Below are 18,972 nucleotides of genomic sequence, written 5' to 3' on the forward strand. Positions count from 1 at the left end.
AAATACGGTGAAAAACCCGATAACTGGGAGGCATCTGGAAAACGCATTAAACGAGGTTTATATCAATCTGCTGCGGGTTATTTGATAAATGCCGATTGTAACGGTGCAGCAAATATTCTCAGAAAAGTATCTGGAAGGCTCAAGATTAACTTAAGCCAACTAAGTAGAGGCGCTTTGATTACGCCTTTAAGAGTTCATTTTTGGACTTCTTAAGAATCTGCGCGTCTTTAGACCGCAGAGTTTCAAAAGAGTCTGACGATTTCTTGAGCTTGAGTTAACCTCCCCGATCCTCTGAGAAGGTTAATTAAGTTTAGTGAAGCCCCCGCTATACCGTCAGGTTAGCGGTGGGAGTATGTCACATTTTCAATACTATATTAAAGTCAGGTTGAGGGCTGGAATTTATCTAAAATCCAGCCTTCCTTTATCTGCATCTAAGCAGACCGTAGCACCAACGGGTAAGGCTCCATTTTCGCCATCATGGCCAAAGGGTAAATCCGAGATAATGGGAATACCCAAATCTGAGAGGCGATCGCCTAAAACCTCTTCTAGGGTTAAACTCGGTCGTCCTTGGGGAGGTTCGCATTGACTAAACCGACCCAGGGCAATGCCTTGAACTTGGCTTAAAAGACCACTCATCCGCCACTGCGTCAGCATCCGATCGAGTCGATAAGGCATTTCTCCCACATCTTCCCAGGCTAAAATCACCCCACGAACATGAGGTTGTAGGGGAGTCCCCAGTAGATGAGTCGCAACCGTTAAATTACCCGGCAGTAAGATTCCTTCTGTGACTCCCCCTCCCCATCCTTGACCGTGTAGAGGGGCTAGGGGTTCTCCACGCACAGCACGCCATAACCGATCCTGTGACCATGGGGGTTCTTGGGAGAGAGTAGTGAGTAAAGGAGCGTGGATGCCTCCCCCCACACCTTGGTGAAATTGGCTCCATAACAATCCGGTAATATCGGAAAACCCGATTAACCATTTGGGGTATTCTTTCCAAGGTAAATCCTCGATCCAGGGTTCTAAGAGTCGGGTGGTTCCGTAGCCTCCACGCACGCATAAAATCCCCCGACAATGGGGATCGTGGAGAGCGTCGAGTAACTGAGCGCGGCGATCGCCATCTTTTCCCCCTAGATACCCCCATTGGTCATCAATTCTTTCATCCACCTTAACCTGATATCCCTGTTGTTTCCACAGTTCCAGTCCAGCTTGAAAACGCTGCTTTTCTTGCAACGGGCCACTTGGAGCAATGACCGTTAATCGATCTCCGACTTGCAGGGGAGGAGGGAGCGCTAAAGCCAGGGGCATCATCTTAAAAACACGATAACCAAGATTTACCCTGTCTAGGATACCGTTATTTACGAAAGTAATCCCCCAGTTGTCCCCAACTGGAGGAGTTCATCAGGGTGCATCTACCATTTCTGTATACTCTCTGATTTTGATGTCATCCGGAAGGAGATCAGACCCCTCATGGATCAATTCACCTTTTGGGGTATGATTGATCTTTGATCCTAATACCCTTTTGAGAAGAGTTTAGAGCATCGGGTAACGTATAAGGAAAAATAAAGTCTTTTGCTTTATGATTAAGAAAATTCAGTCGATCGCCTTTTGATCTATGAGCGAAACCATTTTTAGTAAGATTATCAGTAAGGAAATTCCGGCGGATATTGTCTATGAAGATGACCTTTGTCTCGCCTTTAACGATATTTCTCCCCAAGCTCCCACTCACATTCTGGTGATTCCCAAAAAGCCTATTCCCAAATTAGCGGATGCTGAATCTCAAGATCATGCCTTGATGGGTCATTTGTTACTCACCGTTAAACGGGTAGCAGAGCAAGCGGGACTGACCAATGGATATCGCGTTGTCATTAACACCGGAGAAGACGGAGGACAAACCGTCGATCATCTGCACCTGCATATCCTTGGAGGACGGTCACTGGCTTGGCCTCCGGGCTAGTTGCCCTCATCCCCCAGCCCCCTTCGGCTTCGCTCAGGGCAAGCCTTCTCCCACGGGAGAAGGGGAGAAAGAAATCTCTCTTAGCAACGGACAATATAGCGCTTCGCGCTAGGGAATAGGGAATGGGGAATGGGGAATGGGGTTGTGGTACATGGCTTTGAGCCTTTAAGACTGTACTCCGTTACAGCGCTTTGCGCTGTAATTGTTAATTGTTAATTGTTAATTGTTAATTGTCTATCGTCCTAATAAATTGGTAATGCCCTCACAGCCTCCGGGAATGGTTTGTCGGGAAGCTTCGCCACACCAAGAACAGCAATAATAGCGCTGCTCTTCCGAGAGTTCCTGAACACCAGAAAGGTCGGCATTTTCGAGGACTGCACCGGTATGTTCTCCGGTTTTATAATTGGGAGGATGCTGGCGATCGCGGGGAGTAGCCGTTTGGGCCGAGCCATAAAACAACCGGGTTCCTCTCAAGTCAGCCCCGGCTAAATTGGCTTGATATAAGACAGTTCGGGATAAATTAGCCTTAGTTAAATCCGCATTTCTGAGATCCGTGCGGACTAAATAAGCCTCACTTAAATCCGTCCATCGCAGGTCAGTCCTGACTAAATTGGCTCCAGCTAACATCACCCCTAAATTAATTACCCGAATTCCATTGAGGCGGTCTTCCTGATATCCCCCTCGACCATCAAAAATGGGTCGTCCCAAATGATAATCCCGGCGTAAAGGAGTGAGTAAATTAGATTGGGACAAAAAGCGAATCACTTTAGCTTTTCCGGCCGCATTCACACTGCTGAGAATCGCGGCAGTTCGTCCTTCGGCAAAACAGCGCTCTTGGGGCCAATCTTCTAACATGCCCTCGTCATCTAGGGCGAGTTCAGAAATCCCCTGGAAAAAGGCATCAATGGTTTGTTGTTGGGTAATGGTATTTTGCTGAATGGTTAAATCCTTGGAAATCACATATTGTCGCCAGGAAATATAAACGGCCAAAATAGCGATCATGATTTGTCCGACAGCGCCTACCCATTCAGCCCAAGAGCCAAATTCATCCCATTTAGCTTTATTGAGCCAGTTGCCAATGGTGCGATAAAGCCCTAAATAATTGAGCAGTCCGGCCAGGGAAATCAGTAAACCGATGAATCCGATTAATTGCGATCGCTGTCCGGGAGTCAAATCTTTCAGCGTCCCAGCTAAGGTGGGCCAGACTAACCGCAGGGCGATCGCAAAGGCAACCCCTGCCCCAGAAATCCCCATCCAGAGATTATTCAGGGATAATCCCACAAACATGACGGCGATCGCCACCACCATAATCCAATCCCCGGATGGGGGCGGTTTGTTTGACCAACCCTCTGGATTCAACTCTGAAGGTTCTAGAGTCGAGGGCGGTTTTTCCAGGGAATGACGGGGTTTCCCTTGGGAAGTAGGGGAAAGGGGAGAAGACGACGCAAGGCGATCGGGCATCATATCAGAAAAATTTGCCAAGGATAATGAAGGACATGCCATCCTAAAATAAAGAGATAGCGGGCACTCTTCAGACATGATACTGAAAAATAAGTGGACGATTACTTCTGTGTTGAGCCTCTTGGGTATCCTAGGATTATCCGCTTGTGGATCGAGGCTTCCTGAATGTACAGATCGGTTAGGATGTGTCACCGTTGGCCCTGATGAACCCATTGAACTAGGCGTACTGCAAACCTTGAGTGGAAATATGGCCCCGGTTGGCAATACCCAGTTAAATAGCATCGAGTTAGCCATCCAACAACGGGGTGCTGAACTTTTGGGCCATCCCCTCGTATTGCACCAGCAAGATGAACTCTGTAGTGAGGAAGGGGGAGGAAATGGCGCGTTGAAATTGGCTGCCAATCCCCAGATTATCGCGGTATGGGGCACAACCTGTTCTAATGCAGCCACCCAAGCGAGTCAAATTCTCTCCAAAGCGGGACGGGTGATGGTCTCAGCCACCAATACTGCTCCTTCCTTAACCTCGATCGGTTCTAAAGCAGCCAGTGATTGGTATGTGGGGTATTTCCGCACTGCCTATAATGGGGCGAAGGCGGGGAAAGTGGCGGCTCAATTTGCCATTGAAGAGTTAAGGGTGAAAAGGGCGGCAACGCTCAATGATGGGGATGCCTTTACCCAGGGCTTAAGTCAATCCTTTGAAGAGGCCTTTAGTGAATTGGGAGGTGAGGTGGTGTTAAGGGGGGCAGTGAATAAGGGCGATCGCAACATGAAGCCGATTTTAAGGTCGATTGCTGCATCACAGAGTCAAATTTTGTTTATGCCCCTTTTCCCCGCAGAAGCAACGGAGTTACTGCACCAATTGAGGCAGATGCCCGATTTATCGAACTTAATTTTAATGACTGGAGACTCTCTGCAAAGCGATCGGGTGTTAAGGGCGATCGGTGAAGATGGAGTAGGATTATATTTTGTTACCTTTTCTTGGCCCGATCAGGAGGCTTTGGCCGAACTCGACCAGGCCTATGAAAGTGAGTATGGTTACCCTCCAGAGCATCCTTATTATAGTTTTGCCTATGATGCGGCTAATATAGTTTTAGAGGCCATTGCTACTGTGGCGGTGCGATCGCCCAATGGTACACTCCAAATCGGCCGTCAAGCCTTGCGAGACGCTTTGTATCAGACCTCTGACTTTCCTGGAGTTACAGGGTCTTTAAGCTGCGATCGGTTTGGCGATTGCGCCTCTGGCCAGTTTAGCATCCTTCAATTGAACGATCCGGCTGCTGGCCTAGAGGGATTGAATGCCAATCGAGTTTATCTCTATCAACCCAATCCCTAGCAGACAAGTGTTACCGTCCCTTCGTTTCGATCCGAACTTTTTATGAAACCGGCCATCTTCACTCAACTTAGAAGACTTCAGCAATGGTGGAATCGGTTAAGTATTACCACCAAATTTTCCACGGGTTTTGGTGGTTTATTTGGCTTGATTATTATCGTTTCCATCAACAGTTATATTGCCCTGACCATTGTTCAGGGTCAAGCGAAACAAGATATCGCCATTAGTGTTGAGCTGCAACGATTAGTTTTAGAGATGGATCGCCATTTGCAAGAAGCTCGCACCCATCAACGGGACTTTTTCTTACGCTATCCAGAAATTGGATTTAATCAAGCCAAAGAACTTTATGCCCAAAAAGCAGTTGAGAGTATTGATAAAGTTGTCCAGTTAAACCGTGAGTTTAAAGCCCTGATTGAGCAACCCCAGGTCAGTGCTTCTCTCAAGCAAACAGATGTAGATTTAAAGTTGTTTGTATCCTCAGCCCAGCGCTATGAAAATACCTTTATTGAAGCGGTTGAATTGGTAACTCAATTAGCTGATGATCGAACCGGATTACAAGTCCAACTAGATGATTTAGGTCGCCAAGGAAGAGAAGCCATTCAGTCTCTGGACATTCAATGGCGAGAAAAATATCAAGCCCTACGCTTGGCGGAAAAAGAGTATTTGATTACCCGACAGCGCCCCTATATGCAATCGGCTGTTAATATATTGCTCGAATTACAGGAAGAAATATCAGAAGACGAAAACATTAATCAACAACAAAAAATCGATCTATTTAATTTTCTAGAATCCTATAAGTATGCTGCCGAAGAAATAGTACAAGTCAATAACTCGATTCAATCCAAATTTCGTGATTTTGATTTGCAAGCGCAAACCATTGATGAAATTTCTGGTCAACTGATTCACTTGACCAATGAAGAAGTAATTAAAGCAGAAAAAAAAGTAGGAAAAGCGAGTAAATTAATCTATTTTATTTTATTGTCGTCTGCCCTATTTGGATTATTATTTATCGGAATTGTGGCGAGACTGTTCAAAAATGGCATTACTCAGAAAATTCTGCAATTGACCCAAGGAGTGAACCAGCTTAAGCAAGGCTCGCTTGACCATCGTTTACCCATAGAATCGGAAGATGAATTAGGGGAATTGGCACAAGGCTTTAATCAAATGGCCAGCCAACTGCAAACCTTAGTGAATGATTTAGAGGAACAGGTAGCAGAAAAAACAGTGGCCATTCGCAAAAGTGAGGCCTTGCTCAATGAAACCCAAAAAATTGGTCAGTTAGGAGGATGGGAGTTTAATCCCCAGACTCAACAGTTGATTTGGACTCAGGAGGTTTACCAGATTCACCAAGTTGAGCCTGAGTATGTCCCGACTTTAGAGAGGATGTTATCTTTTTTTGAAGAAAGGTATAAAATAGAACTCAAGCAAGCAGTTGATGAGGCGATCGCCCACTTAACTGACTTTGATTTAGAACTGCCTTTAATTCCCCATTCAGGTGACTTAATTTGGGTGCGTGTCATTGGTCAACCCTTCCAAGTCGAAGACCGGGGGGTTAAGTTGAAAGGAACCTTGCAAAATATTACAGATCGCAAAGAGATTGAAATGGCCTTGCAACAGGCCAAACAAGAGGCCGATAGTGCCAACCAAGCCAAAACCGAGTTTTTGTCCAGCATGAGTCATGAACTTCGCACTCCCCTGAATGGCATTTTAGGCTATACCCAAATCTTAAAACGCTCGAAAACCTTGGCAGGAGAAGATCGTAAAGGAGTAGAAGTAATTCATGAATGTGGCTCACACTTACTGACTCTGATTAATGACATTCTCGATATGGCTAAGATTGAATCGAGAAAAATTGAGTTGTATGAAGAACCTTTAGAATTAAGCTATTTTCTCGATGGGGTTACGTCAATTTGTAAAATCAAAGCTCATCAGAAAAAATTAGGATTTAAAAGTCGGTATTCTCCCCAGCTTCCGCAAACTATTATTATCGATACCAAGCGTTTGCGCCAAGTTTTAATTAATTTAATTGGTAATGCCATTAAGTTTACTGATACTGGAGAAATCACCTTTGAGGTGAAGGTACTCGATAGGATCTCCAAAGACGGTCAACAATTCGCTAAGATCCGCTTTCAGGTAGAAGATACCGGAATTGGTATTACCCCAGAACAACTGGACAAAATCTTTTCCCCCTTTGAGCAAGCGGGAGACAAGTCTCGGATGTCTGAAGGAACGGGATTAGGATTAGCCATTAGTCAAAATATTGTGCAACTGATGGGCGGTCAATTACAAGTTTCGAGTGTTCCTAATGAAGGCAGTTGTTTTTTCTTTGAACTTCAGTGTTTATTGGCTCAAGATCAAACTGCCGCAGAGTTTTCGATTCAGGAACACTTAGTGACGGGATATTTAGGAAGAAGACGCACGATTTTAGTCATTGACGATCGTTGGGAGCATCGGTCTTTAGTGGTCAATTTGCTCAATTCTCTCGGATTTATTGTCATTGAAGCAACGGATGGCCAAGAAGGGCTTAAGGAAGCGAAAAAAGTTAAACCTGATTTAATTATTACCGATATTTTTATGCCGGTTATGGATGGATTAGAACTGACCCAGATTTTGCGGCATTTGCATGAGTTAAAACATATTCCGATTATTATCTCTAGTGCGAGTATTTCCGGTTTAGAGGCAGAAAATAATCAAGGACTCGATTGTAATGAGTTTATTGCTAAACCCATTGATACTGATGTGTTGCTGTCTAGCTTGAAAAAACACTTGAATTTAACTTGGATTTATGCAGAAAATCAGGAGTTAGATCATTTGGATTATCCCATCGATCAAGCGAAAAATAGTGGTTTAGTGCCGATGACATTTCCGCCTAAGTCAGAGCTGGAAAACCTCTATCACTCAGCGCGAATTGGGGATATTGAGGATATGGAAAATGAGATTAAGCGCTTGGGTGAACTCAATGACGAGTATCATGAATTTGTTCGTTATACCTCAGAGTTATTAGATGAGTTTGCTATTGAAGAGATTCGGGTTCTGTTAGAGGACTTTTTCCAAAAGGTAGAAAATTCCGCATAGAGTAGTCCCATACAACAATTGATGTTGATGTAATAAATAGATAGTCGAGCGTAGGGGAATCCCAGGATTCTTTAAGAAAAAACTCGTAGATTCATCTGTAGTGCTAGACAAGTGAAGACCATTTTCATACAATGGTAATAAATGGAGTCTCCTGGTTGGGCTTTCTGTTAGATTTTCTTAACCAAGATCTGTACCCTGGAATATCTAAAAAATATCAACTATGTATTAAAAAATATTAAGATGGTCATCTTAAAGCCTCATCGTCCACAAATTTTAATCATTGATGATTCCCTAAACAACCTCCATGTTCTCTGTAGCACGCTGAAACAGGCGGGTTATAAAACCCGTGGGGTTAAAAACAGTAAGATGGCTCTGATGAGTATTCAAGCTGCTCCACCGGATCTAATCTTACTCGATATTAGAATGCCCGACCTCGATGGGTATCAAGTTTGTCAGCGTTTAAAGGAAAACCCTAGAATTGCCCATATTCCGGTAATATTTATTAGTGCCTTAGACGATCCCATTGACTTGATCCGGGCCTTTGAAGCGGGAGGATGTGACTATATTACTAAACCGTTTCAGATTGAGGAAGTCTTGGTTAGGATCAAGCACCAATTAAAGATTCGGACTTTAGAGCAGCAACTGCTGGATCAAAATCGCCAATTACAACACGAAATCGAACAGCAAGAAAGAACGCAAAATGCCCTACAGGAATCAGAAGAAAAATTTTCTAAGGCATTTTTACTCAGTCCTTATCCGATGGCGATCGCCAAATACCCCAATGGAGAATTTATTGACCTGAATCAAGCCTTTCTCGATATTACCGGCTATTCTAAGGCAGAGACCATCGGTCAAAATCCCCGATCGCTCAACCTATGGGCCAATGCCAGCCAGCGAGATCGCCTCTTAGCCGAACTGAAGCGATCGCAGCGCATCCAAAACTACCCCCTAGAAATACTCACCAAAACCTCAGAGGTTCGCAGCGTTCTGCTCTCGGCAGAGTTGCTCAATTTGCAAGCCAACTTTTATGTTCTTTGCCTGTTCAACGATATCACCGAACGGCAAACAATAGAAGCCGAGCGCAACCAAGTGTTAACCGAACTGCAAGGAAAAATCAAACTAGAAAAAGCCACCCGCCAAGTTCTAGATCGGATGCGAAGCACCCTAGATATCGAACAAGTGTTCCGCAGCATCACCCAAGATATTAGAGAAACCCTACAGTGCGATCGCGTGGGTATCTTTCGCTTTAATCGGGACTGGAGCGGGCAATTTGTGGCCGAATCCGTGGGCAGAGGCTGGAAATCCATCATCAGCAACACCTCTAGACCCTTAGAGGGCGATCGCTGTTTTGTCAACCTCTACGCCCAAGACCATCAGAGCTTCACCGATACCTACTTCCAAAACAGCCGCAGCAGACGCTATGACCATCCAAGCTCCTATTTCTGTGTTCCCGACATCGAACAAGCTGGATTTAACACCTGCTATCTCGACCTCCTGCACCAATTCCAAGCAAGCGCCTATCTCACCGTTCCCCTCTTCACCGAAACCCAAATTTGGGGCCTGTTAGCCTGCTATCAAAACGCCAATCCCCGCTTCTGGACAAACAGCGAAATCCATTTTGTCCTCGAAATCGGCGAACAACTGGGCATCACCCTGCAACAAGCCAAACTCCTCGAATCTGCCCAACGCCAATCCCAAGAACTCGCCCAAGCCAAAGCCCTCGCCGAAGCAGCCAATGAAGCCAAAAGTGAGTTCTTAGCTAAAATGACCCACGAACTGAGAACCCCCCTCAACGCAATTTTAGGCTTTACCCAAATTTTGCAACAGGATGACACCCTCAACCCTGGAGTCCAAGACTACATCGATATTATTCACAACAGTGGCGAGCATCTGCTGAGATTAATCAACGATGTCCTAGATATGTCCCAACTCGAATCAGGACAGATCAAACTCTATCCCAAACAATTTGACTTGCCCCCATTTCTCAACTCCCTCACCGAGATTATAGAACCCAGAGCGATCGCCAAAGGACTCACCTTTCAACTAATTCGGGAAGACCCTACCCCAGCAACCCTACAAACCGATGAAGGCAAACTCTGGCAAGTGCTGCTCAATCTCCTCGACAACAGCATTAAATTCACCCACTCAGGAACCATTACCCTACGGGTTTCTTACCCCTCCTCTATCCGCTTCGAGGTTGAAGATACCGGTATGGGCATTCCTTCAGAAGTCCTCTCCACCCTATTTAATCCCTTCTCCAATTCCCCCTCTCAAGACGGAACCGGCCTCGGTCTGGCCCTGAGCCAAAGACTGGTGAACCTAATGGGAGGACACATTGAAGTCAAAAGCCAAATCAACCAGGGATCTCGGTTTAGCTTTGAACTCCCCTTAATCCTCGATCGAAGTTTAAATACTAGGGAGCAGAACTGCGCTTCTCCCGTCATTGGACTGGCCCCGAATCAACCGAACTATCGTATATTAGTAGTTGAAGATCGCTGGGCCAGTCGGCAATATTTAGTAAATCTGCTGCAATCTGTTGGATTCCAAGTGCGTGAAGTTACTCAAGATCGAGAAATTATCACCCTATGGAGAACCTGGTTTCCCCATGTCATCCTGATGGATATTCAGACCTCGGCGATCGAGGCTCAGACCATCGCTGAAACCATTCGCTCTACTCCCAAAGGTGAGGAGACCGTGCTAATTGCTTTAATTCCTCAATTTACCTCCGATCAACCCCGCGATCTGAAGGCAGCCGGGTGGGATGACTACATGAAACAACCCATTCAAGAAGAAATGGTGTGGCAAAAAATGGCTAAACATTTAGGAGTTCGTTACCAATATGCCCAAGAGTTGGCACTTTCCCAGATGGGTTCAGAGTTAACGCCTCTTTCTACTGTAGAAGGAATGGATTCTGATACCGATTCCAATTTTGAGAACGGTTCAGATAACTTACAACAAAAACTCAGCCAAATGCCTCCGGATTGGATTGACCAGTTATCTCAAGCGGCTCGCAGGGGATCGGATGTAGAAATCTTGGATTTAATTCAAGCCATTTCTCCTGAAGACGAAGATTTAGCGAATCTTTTAGAAAGTTGGTCGAATAACTTTCAATTCGATCGGATTTTGGATCTTGTCGCAACTGTTGCCCATTCCTAGGACGTACTATGAACCCTCAAACCAAACTGGTCAATCACGCCGAAATTCTAGTCATTGATGACAATGTGGTTAACGTGCGCTTATTGTCAGATATTTTAAGCGGGATGGGCTATGATGTCCGTAAAGCCTTGAGTGGCAAATCAGCCATAGATTCCATTTATAGTTGTTTACCAGACTTGATTTTATTAGATATCAGAATGCCAGAAATGGATGGCTATGAAGTTTGCAAACTATTAAAAAATGACAGTAAAACTTGTGATATTCCAATTATTTTTATTAGTGCTTCCGATGATACTTGGGATAAGGTAAAAGCATTTCAGTTAGGCGGTGCAGACTACATTACCAAACCCTTTAAGAATGCCGAAGTTTTAGCTAGGGTTAAAAATCATTTGCAAATTCGATCCCTGCAACAACAGTTGATCGAAAATAATGATAAACTCATTCAGGCTAATCAGGAACTAGAAAAATTTACCTCCGTTGTCTCCCACGATTTACAGCAACCGGTACAAAGTATCTTAGGATTTGCTCGCATTCTAGAGCTTACCTTGAAAGATCGATTAGAACCGGAAGAATATACCCATTTACAAAGTATTGTTAGTGCGGGCGATCGCATGAAGCGATTGATCCAGGATTTGCTCACCTATGCTAAAATGGGGCAAGAGAAAATCACCTTAGAACCCATCGATTGTAATCAAGTCATCGAACAAGTCAAAGAAAACTTAGCCAGCGCGATCGGCGAACGAGATGTTAAGATTATTTGCTCCCCATTACCCATAGTTCAAGGCAATGAAGTGCAGCTTATTCAACTGTTTCAAAACTTAATTAATAATGGGATTAAATTCACCTCTCCAGATCGACAACCAGAAATTCAAATCAAGGCCGTCATCCGTAAAACAAAATGCTTAATTAGTATCAAAGATAATGGCATCGGTATCCCTCCAGAAAAAACGGGAGAAGTCTTTCAAGTCTTTAAGCGCTTTCATGATGCGAAACAATATAGTGGCCATGGAATTGGGTTAGCCACTTGCCGCAAAATTGCGGAGAATCATGGGGGCAAAATTTGGTTTAAATCGGAAGTTGATGTCGGAACTTCCTTTTATTTCACTCTTCTGATGTCTGGTGAGAACGAGCCGATTCAGGAACTAGCGGAGTAAGAAAGTCTAACAAGCTCTCGAAATCAAAACCATTTAATTTTTGCTGAATGAATTCGATCAACTCCACTCGATCTTTGGGTAAATCTTCAATCAATTCGAGAATTCTTTGATCGTCGAGGGTGATCGTTGCATAATACATTTCTTCTAACCAGGGTTCGGGCATGGTTGACAAAATACTCAGATCTACATTTTCCGGATTGATGGGTTCGGAAAGGAGACTCATGCCCAATGGATCTTCATAGGTATATTCTAGGGGTAAAAACTCAGCCATTGTAGAGAAAAGAATCGACTCTTGAAGGGGTTTATAGAGGAGGCGATCGTAACTGATTTGTGCATTTAACTGGTCTTCATTTTCAAAGACCATGGCTGTCATGGCGATAATGGGTATGGACTCCCCTGGAGTCATGGCACGAATCTGGGCAATGGTTGGATATCCGGGCTGATTGGGCATTCGCAAATCCATTAAAATCAGATGGGGATGAAAATCCTGCCATTGGGCGATCGCCTTTTGGCCATCAGCCGCACCCTCAACGACAAATCCCACCATCTCTAGCAACTGTACCAACCATTGACGATCCTCCAAGCGGTCTTCAACCACCAAAATGCGATAGGACGGTTGATTCGCGGCTAACTCCTTCACCCGACGATTCTCTGGATGGGCTGGGATCTGGGGTACACCCTCTGGTTCTACGGGAATCTGGAACTTAAACACACTCCCTTGATTCACCACACTCGATACCGTTAACTGACCTCCCAACAGCTCCACAAATTTATGACTAATCGATAGGCCTAAACCCGTTCCCTCTTGAGACACTAACCCGGACGAGGTTTGTTGAAACGGTTTAAACAATAACTCCAGTTCGGCTGGGGGAATTCCTGGCCCCGTATCTTCTATCTCAAACGTTAAGAGGGGAAGTTTTTCCTCTCGCTCAACATAACCCACCCGTAAGATCACTTGTCCGCGAGAGGTAAACTTAATCGCATTACCGATCAAATTAATCAAAATTTGCCGTAACTTCCCCTCATCGGTTTGTATGCCTTGGGGAAACTGAGTCATTTTTTCGACTTCAAATCTGAGTCGTTTTTCCTCGGCTTTCAGATTTAACATCTGATGCAGAGTATCTAAGAAAACCTCTAGATTAATGGACGTAGGATTGACATGGATATAACCAGCTTCTACCTTCGATAAATCCAAAATATTATTAATCAGCCCTAATAAATGTTCTCCACTGTGATAAATCGTGTGGATCGCCTTCTGATAGTCCTGATGCAAAAATCGATCTCGGAGCAGTACCTGAGTAAACCCCAAAATTCCGTTCAGGGGCGTTCTTAACTCATGACTCATATTGGCTAGAAATTGACTTTTGGCTCGATTGGCTTTTTGGGCCTGTTGTAGGGCTAAATCTCGCTCTAATTCTACATGCTTGCGTTGGGTGATATTTCGAGCGATCCAAATGACTTGATCTTCTACCATGGGGGATAAGGTGGCCGAAAACCAAACTTTAGAGTCTTCAAGCTCCAGGGCATAATCGAACGTCAGGGTGATTTTCTGGCTCACCACTTGCTCTAACTGTTCGCAAAGGGCTTCCCGCTCTTCTCCATAAATGATCTGATTAATGGTTTCCGAAATTTGCTCGACTTCCTCTCCCAAAGCGGGAGCAGTGGGAATCATTTTGATGGTTTCCCCAGCGCGATCGAGAACTAAGACAATATCCCCCATGGCTCCAAAGACAGAGCGCATTTCCATTTCGGAAGTCTGGATTTTTTGTTCTAAGAGTTTGCGATCGCTAATATCAAAGACAATGCCAAATAAACCTTTCACTATTCCATCCCTGCCCAAAATTGGCTGTACTCGCAGCTCACAATAGCGTAGTTGTCTCTCCTGGCGATCGCCCCTATAATCGCCACTGTAGAGCGAAATTTCCCCATCTTGGGGCACACCGTCGGCGATCGCCTCTTGAATGCGCTCATGAAACCCCCGACGATAGTTAGGATGAATGCGTTTGAGAATTTGAGTATAGGTTAACCGTTGGGGGGCAAGTCCTAAAATGCGATAACTCTCCTGAGAGCCTAGAACGTCCTGAGTTAGGGTGTTTTCCTGTTGGCGTTGCCATTCCCAACTGCCAAAATGGGCAATTTCCTGGAGTCCTAAGAGGAAGGAATTCCCTGAGAGCAAACGATCTGAAGACGCAGAAACGGCGATCGGCTGTTGCCAGACATAACATTCCGTACAAGGTAAAATATAACCTGATTCTTCCCTCAACTGAGACCGCAGACGAGTGTAATCGAGTTGCCCCTCAATTGCACTGACGAGATCCACCAAGTTAGAAGAACAGACCAATCTCACCCCCTGTCGAGCGAATGCTTGAACCTGATTGAGCGCTACCTCCCCTTGGGTGAACACCACCAAAGGAATCAAGTAAGTTTTCGGGTCAGACTTCAGACTTTGATAAACTTGCTGCCAATAATAGGGGCAATCGGATTGAATTAAAATTAAATCGGGTAACTCCCTTAAAGCGATCTCCCATTGCCAATCTGCCAAGCTCTCGACTGCATATCCAAGCTGAATCAATTGGTTTTCTAAACTCTCTGCTTCAATTGGCTTGTGGCTAATTAAAATTAGGCGCGGTTGAACATCTTTGTTCTGGGGTCTATTCGTCCGATCGTCTCTCATGGTGAGAATGTCCTTGGCATCAACAGAGTTGTAGATAGGTATTGAACTTCAGCTTGGATCTCAAGGATCTGGGAATCCCTGAAGTAGTCTATCAAGAATCTCTATGGTCTACATCACAAGTCACCACAAGTCACCTAAAAACAAAGCTGGGATCGTAGGCGCAGCGAGAATATGTGAAAATTAGATATAAATCCCGAACCTAAGATTTATGGGGTAACCGGTTCAGACGAGGGGCGATCGCCTCAACGATTCCCCTTGCATCACCCCCCTTCTTTCCAGAGCCTAACCGCGAATAACCGATAACAATGAGAATTTTAGTCACCGAAGATGATCCTATTTTAGCTCCCATGCTTAAGAAAGCTTTAACCCACCAACATCATGTGGTTGATATTGCCGATGATGGGCAAATGGGTTTGGAATATGCCGACGCGCTCACCTACGATCTAATTTTATTAGATATCGATCTCCCTAAACTCGATGGATTAAACTTATGTCGGCGTTTACGACAAGAGGGCTATGAAGGGGCAATTATTTTATTAACCGCGAAACACCAAAGTACCGATAAGGTTAAAGGCCTCGATGCCGGAGCCGATGATTATGTCGTTAAACCCTGTACCCTAGAAGAACTGAACGCCCGCATTCGCGCTGTGATGCGCCGTCGGCAAAGCTATGCACAATCGATGTTAGTTTGGGGGGATTTATCCTTAAATCCAAAAACCTGTGAGGTCACCTATCAACAAGAACTAATTTCTCTTTCGGCAAAAGAATATAGTTTACTAGAATTATTTTTACGTCACCCCCAAAGAATTTTTAGTAGTAGTAGTATTTTAGACTATTTATGGGCATTTCCCGATAGTCCAGGGGAAGAAACGGTACGGGCCCATGTGAAGCGCCTGCGACGCAAATTAAAAGGTGTGGGAGCAGAAGGAATCATCGAAACCATTTATGGCATGGGTTATCGCTTAAAAGCCTTGCCCCCTAAAGCTCCAGAAGAGGAAATCCCTGTCCCCCCTGCGCCCCCAGAACCCGAACCGCAGAAACTAGAAACTCCAGAAGCCGAAACCCAGGCCGTGATCGCCGAATTATGGAACTCTTTCAAGGGGCCGATCCTAGAGCGGTTAACCCTGCTAGAGGATGTTATCAGTCGCTTAGAGCAGGGCCGATTATCAGAAGATATGCGCCAGGAAGGACAACGGGCGGCCCACAAATTAGTGGGATCTTTGGGCATGTTTGGCTATCCCCAAGGCTCAGAAATTGCTCGGTCAATGGAAATGATTTTCCTATCCGATGACTATAGCCATCAGGGGAGCGAGTTGCGATCGCATCTGGGAGAACTGCAAACCCTGCTCACTCCCCCAGAAGAAGAAACCCCCAAGACAGAAGCAATAGCACTACAACAGCAGGAAGGGCGATCGCCCGATTTGCCCGATCTCCAGGACTCTGACCTTCCAGCTCCCCTAGTTGTCCTCGCAGTAGACGACGACCCCTTAATTCACAAACGCCTTACCACCTGTCTCCCTCCCTGGGGAATTGAAGTTACCCCCTTGGGAAACCCCCATAACTTTTGGCCCACCCTGAAGCAAGTTCAGCCCCATCTGCTCATTTTAGATATCGATATGCCCGATATTACCGGCTTAGACTTATGTGAAGCGGTTCGCAACGATCCCGATTGGAATAGTATACCGATTCTCTTTTTAACCAGCTACAACGACCCAGAAACCATTAATCGCCTCTATTCTCTGGGCGCAGATGACTATGTGAATAAAACCGCCACCGATCCCGAATTAGTCACCCGCATCTTAAACCGTCTAGAGCGCTATCAACTGCTACATTCTCGTTTAAACCTCTCTCCTCTAATCGATTCACACGATGAATTAACCCAAGTGATTCGCCGCTATCCCGGTTGGACACAACTCGAACACCAGCTCGAAAGATGCCATCAAGATCGTCAGTCCCTAGCAGTGATCCTTCTAGATGTCGATCGCTTTGGGCAGATTAACCAACAGGGAGGCTATCGGTTAGGCGATCGCATCCTGCAAAATATTGCCCAAATTTTACGGGAGCAAGTCCCCCCAGAAACCCTGATCGCCCGATGGGGCGACGATCAATTTTTATTAGCCGTTCCCGGAATCAATCCCCGACAAACCGGGCGATTAATCCAGCAGATTCTCACTCAAGTGGATCGGATAGATATCAGTAGTTTAAGACCGATTAAAATTAGCCTCAGTAGCGGCTCGGCCCAATTTCCCGATCAGGGACAGGAATTAGAGCAACTCTGTCAGCAAGCAGAACGAGCCATGAATTTAGCCCGCAGAAACAGGGGGTAGAGGCCCTAGTGAGTAGTGAGTAATGAGTAGTGAGTAATGAGTAAGCATCTAAGCCATACAAGCTTTTGCATGAGTGCCTCTTGCCTAGCGCGAAGCACTGTAATTGTTAATTGATATTACACTTTCTGGTGTGAGGTCTCCAGTAGCTCCTCAACAGCAGTACCCCTCTGCAATTCTTCCCATTGAGCATCAAGCGGTTGATACTGGCAGTAACAGATCACAATTCGTTCATCCGTATCAAAGCTGGCAAATTGGCAAACCTGTACCACCTTCCAATCACCATCACGTCCGTGAGTTACACCATTACCCGGATCGCTGACATTCATATACTCTCTAACGCGATCGCCCACTTTGGGAATTTCTACACTCCTGGAATAATGCCACTCTTCAGCCAGAATACTGGTTAAACTTCCTGATGGTAAAAGTTGCCGCTCTTCCCATCCCAAAGCATCTGCATCACTACTCTTGTAGATAATCCAAGTTTGTCTCATATCGTTCATCCTCGAAACTGGTTTGCTTTCCATAAAAAACGCAATCTACTTTTAGGATGCGGTCTCTAGTTTTACGGATAACCTTAAGTTGCCATCCATATTTTTGTGCCATCTCAAAACATTTTTGGGGACTGCTTGCAGCATGAATATTCTCTGGGATATTATCTCCATTAGAATTATGGCTCATCAATTTAGCTAGATTTTAATATGAATTATATGTTACCTCAATTTCCCCATCTAAGCTTATGACAAGAGGAACCGATCGCGTTTATAGCAATTCTCTCTCTCTTCTATGGAGTACAGCTTGAAGCCTTAGACCCTAAGCCATACAAGCTTTTGCATGAGTGCCTCTTGCCTAGCGCGAAGCGCTATAAGGAGAAGATGAATAACCTTTACAGCCTATTGTTCATGACTCTAGTAACGGCTACCCTAGGAGGAGCCAGCTTTGCCCTATTCTGGCACTCTCGCCCGGTTGTCAATGCTTCCCCAGTGTCTCGACCTTCTCCCACGCCTCCGGCTGCTGTTTCCCCTACTGCCTCCATGGAGATCCCTTCGGAAATCCGTCCATTAAACCTGTTGGACACAGATGAAGTAGAACCCGGCAGCGAGTTTGATCGCTTGCGCCGAGATTTTCGTCATGCAGTCGCCAACCGCGATCCCGTTTTTATTATGGACTTGCTACCAGAGGAGAGTCCCTTGTGGGACAAAATAGGGGAAGCGAGGATCTGGGAAAAGTTAGAAAAGGCGATCGCCCTCGGATGTATTATCGAAGAGAATCCCACAACCATCCAGGTCGATCCCTTTACTTCCCTGTGGATTTGTCCTCCCGTACAATCAGAACTGCTGCAAGCCTATCCCCCCTCGATCCATTCGCCCCAACCTAGACTAAACTGGGAAAAGAATCAGGTGGTCGTCGTTGGAGCAGGGGTGAATGTGCGATCTGGGCCCGATATCGACAGCGAAGTCATTTCTGTCGCCTCCAACGAAGTCTTAACCCGCAACCCTTCCCCATCAGAGGAAAAAGAATTAGAGGAAACCCCCGACTCCCTTTCGAGTCCCCTCGATGGATGGACAGCAATCTGGTTACCCAGTGGAGAAGCCGGTTATATTTATAATCGATATGTCTATTCTCCCCTAGACCCCCAAATCCACTTTGGCCAAGTTCAAGGCCAATGGAAACTATTCTATGTTCCTCAACCTCCTAACTTTGAGGAGTCGGGAGTCAGGAGTCGGGATTGAATCATTTATAGTAGATTTGAATTATCCAGCGATGAGACATGGTTGTAGGGGCGGGTTTCAAACCCGCCCCTACAATAGACCAATCTCCTCCCTATCCCCCACTCCCCCATG

Annotated in this window: 12 protein-coding genes and 1 pseudogene; 8 read left to right on the forward strand and 5 right to left on the reverse strand. The window is 45.4% G+C overall.

Features of this window, described 5'->3' with window-relative positions:
• Positions 1 to 213: pseudogene (locus PJF56_RS05175) on the forward strand (hypothetical protein); the annotation flags it as partial.
• A 186-nt stretch (positions 214 to 399) separates the two neighbouring features.
• Here PJF56_RS05175 and PJF56_RS05180 read toward each other — a convergent pair.
• The gene (locus PJF56_RS05180) at positions 400 to 1,305 is read right to left on the reverse strand and encodes a S66 peptidase family protein (protein ID WP_283761580.1); all 906 of its coding nucleotides are present in this window, start codon (positions 1,303 to 1,305) and stop codon (positions 400 to 402) included.
• Positions 1,306 to 1,612: 307 nt separating this feature from the next.
• On the opposite strand from PJF56_RS05180, the gene PJF56_RS05185 reads away from it, so the two are divergent.
• Positions 1,613 to 1,954, forward strand: coding sequence for a histidine triad nucleotide-binding protein (locus tag PJF56_RS05185; RefSeq protein WP_283761581.1), 342 nt, complete (start codon positions 1,613 to 1,615; stop codon positions 1,952 to 1,954).
• A gap of 234 nt (positions 1,955 to 2,188) precedes the next feature.
• Here PJF56_RS05185 and PJF56_RS05190 read toward each other — a convergent pair whose 3' ends face one another.
• Positions 2,189 to 3,457: a pentapeptide repeat-containing protein gene (locus PJF56_RS05190; protein ID WP_283761582.1), complete on the reverse strand. Its 1,269-nt coding sequence runs from the start codon at positions 3,455 to 3,457 to the stop codon at positions 2,189 to 2,191.
• Between the two features lie 34 nt (positions 3,458 to 3,491).
• On the opposite strand from PJF56_RS05190, the gene PJF56_RS05195 reads away from it, so the two are divergent.
• The 4 genes from PJF56_RS05195 to PJF56_RS05210 all read left to right on the forward strand — a co-directional run bounded on the left by PJF56_RS05195 (position 3,492) and on the right by PJF56_RS05210 (position 12,130).
• Positions 3,492 to 4,748 carry a branched-chain amino acid ABC transporter substrate-binding protein gene (locus PJF56_RS05195; protein ID WP_283761583.1) on the forward strand — a complete coding sequence of 419 codons (1,257 nt, stop codon included), beginning with the start codon at positions 3,492 to 3,494 and terminating at the stop codon, positions 4,746 to 4,748.
• A gap of 42 nt (positions 4,749 to 4,790) precedes the next feature.
• The gene (locus tag PJF56_RS05200) at positions 4,791 to 7,820 is read left to right on the forward strand and encodes an ATP-binding protein (RefSeq protein WP_283761584.1); all 3,030 of its coding nucleotides are present in this window, start codon (positions 4,791 to 4,793) and stop codon (positions 7,818 to 7,820) included.
• Positions 7,821 to 8,060: 240 nt separating this feature from the next.
• Positions 8,061 to 10,976, forward strand: coding sequence for a response regulator (locus tag PJF56_RS05205; RefSeq protein ID WP_283761585.1), 2,916 nt, complete (start codon positions 8,061 to 8,063; stop codon positions 10,974 to 10,976).
• An 8-nt stretch (positions 10,977 to 10,984) separates the two neighbouring features.
• Positions 10,985 to 12,130 (forward strand): response regulator, encoded by a 1,146-nt coding sequence (locus tag PJF56_RS05210; RefSeq protein WP_283761586.1) that lies wholly within the window; start codon positions 10,985 to 10,987, stop codon positions 12,128 to 12,130.
• Here the strand turns inward: PJF56_RS05210 and PJF56_RS05215 are convergent.
• Together PJF56_RS05215 and PJF56_RS05220 are read right to left on the reverse strand one after the other, a co-directional pair.
• Positions 12,078 to 14,804, reverse strand: a complete 2,727-nt coding sequence (locus PJF56_RS05215) for an ATP-binding protein (protein WP_283761587.1) — start codon at positions 14,802 to 14,804, stop codon at positions 12,078 to 12,080. The genes PJF56_RS05210 and PJF56_RS05215 overlap by 53 nt on opposite strands.
• Positions 14,805 to 15,003: 199 nt before the next feature.
• Complete coding sequence (locus tag PJF56_RS05220; RefSeq protein ID WP_283761588.1) at positions 15,004 to 15,126, reverse strand: hypothetical protein; 123 nt, start codon at positions 15,124 to 15,126, stop codon at positions 15,004 to 15,006.
• A 25-nt stretch (positions 15,127 to 15,151) separates the two neighbouring features.
• Between PJF56_RS05220 and PJF56_RS05225 the strand changes: the two genes are divergently transcribed.
• Positions 15,152 to 17,131, forward strand: a complete 1,980-nt coding sequence (locus PJF56_RS05225) for a response regulator (protein ID WP_283761589.1) — start codon at positions 15,152 to 15,154, stop codon at positions 17,129 to 17,131.
• A gap of 116 nt (positions 17,132 to 17,247) precedes the next feature.
• Here the strand turns inward: PJF56_RS05225 and PJF56_RS05230 are convergent, their stop codons facing one another.
• Positions 17,248 to 17,622 (reverse strand): hypothetical protein, encoded by a 375-nt coding sequence (locus tag PJF56_RS05230; protein WP_283761590.1) that lies wholly within the window; start codon positions 17,620 to 17,622, stop codon positions 17,248 to 17,250.
• 408 nt (positions 17,623 to 18,030) lie between these two features.
• On the opposite strand from PJF56_RS05230, the gene PJF56_RS05235 reads away from it, so the two are divergent.
• Entirely contained in the window at positions 18,031 to 18,861 is an 831-nt protein-coding gene (locus tag PJF56_RS05235) for a hypothetical protein (protein ID WP_283761591.1), read from the forward strand.
• Positions 18,862 to 18,972: the final 111 nt, after the last annotated feature.

Origin of the sequence: Roseofilum halophilum BLCC-M91, from assembly GCF_030068445.1 — a bacterium.
Classification (GTDB): domain Bacteria; phylum Cyanobacteriota; class Cyanobacteriia; order Cyanobacteriales; family Desertifilaceae; genus Roseofilum; species Roseofilum halophilum.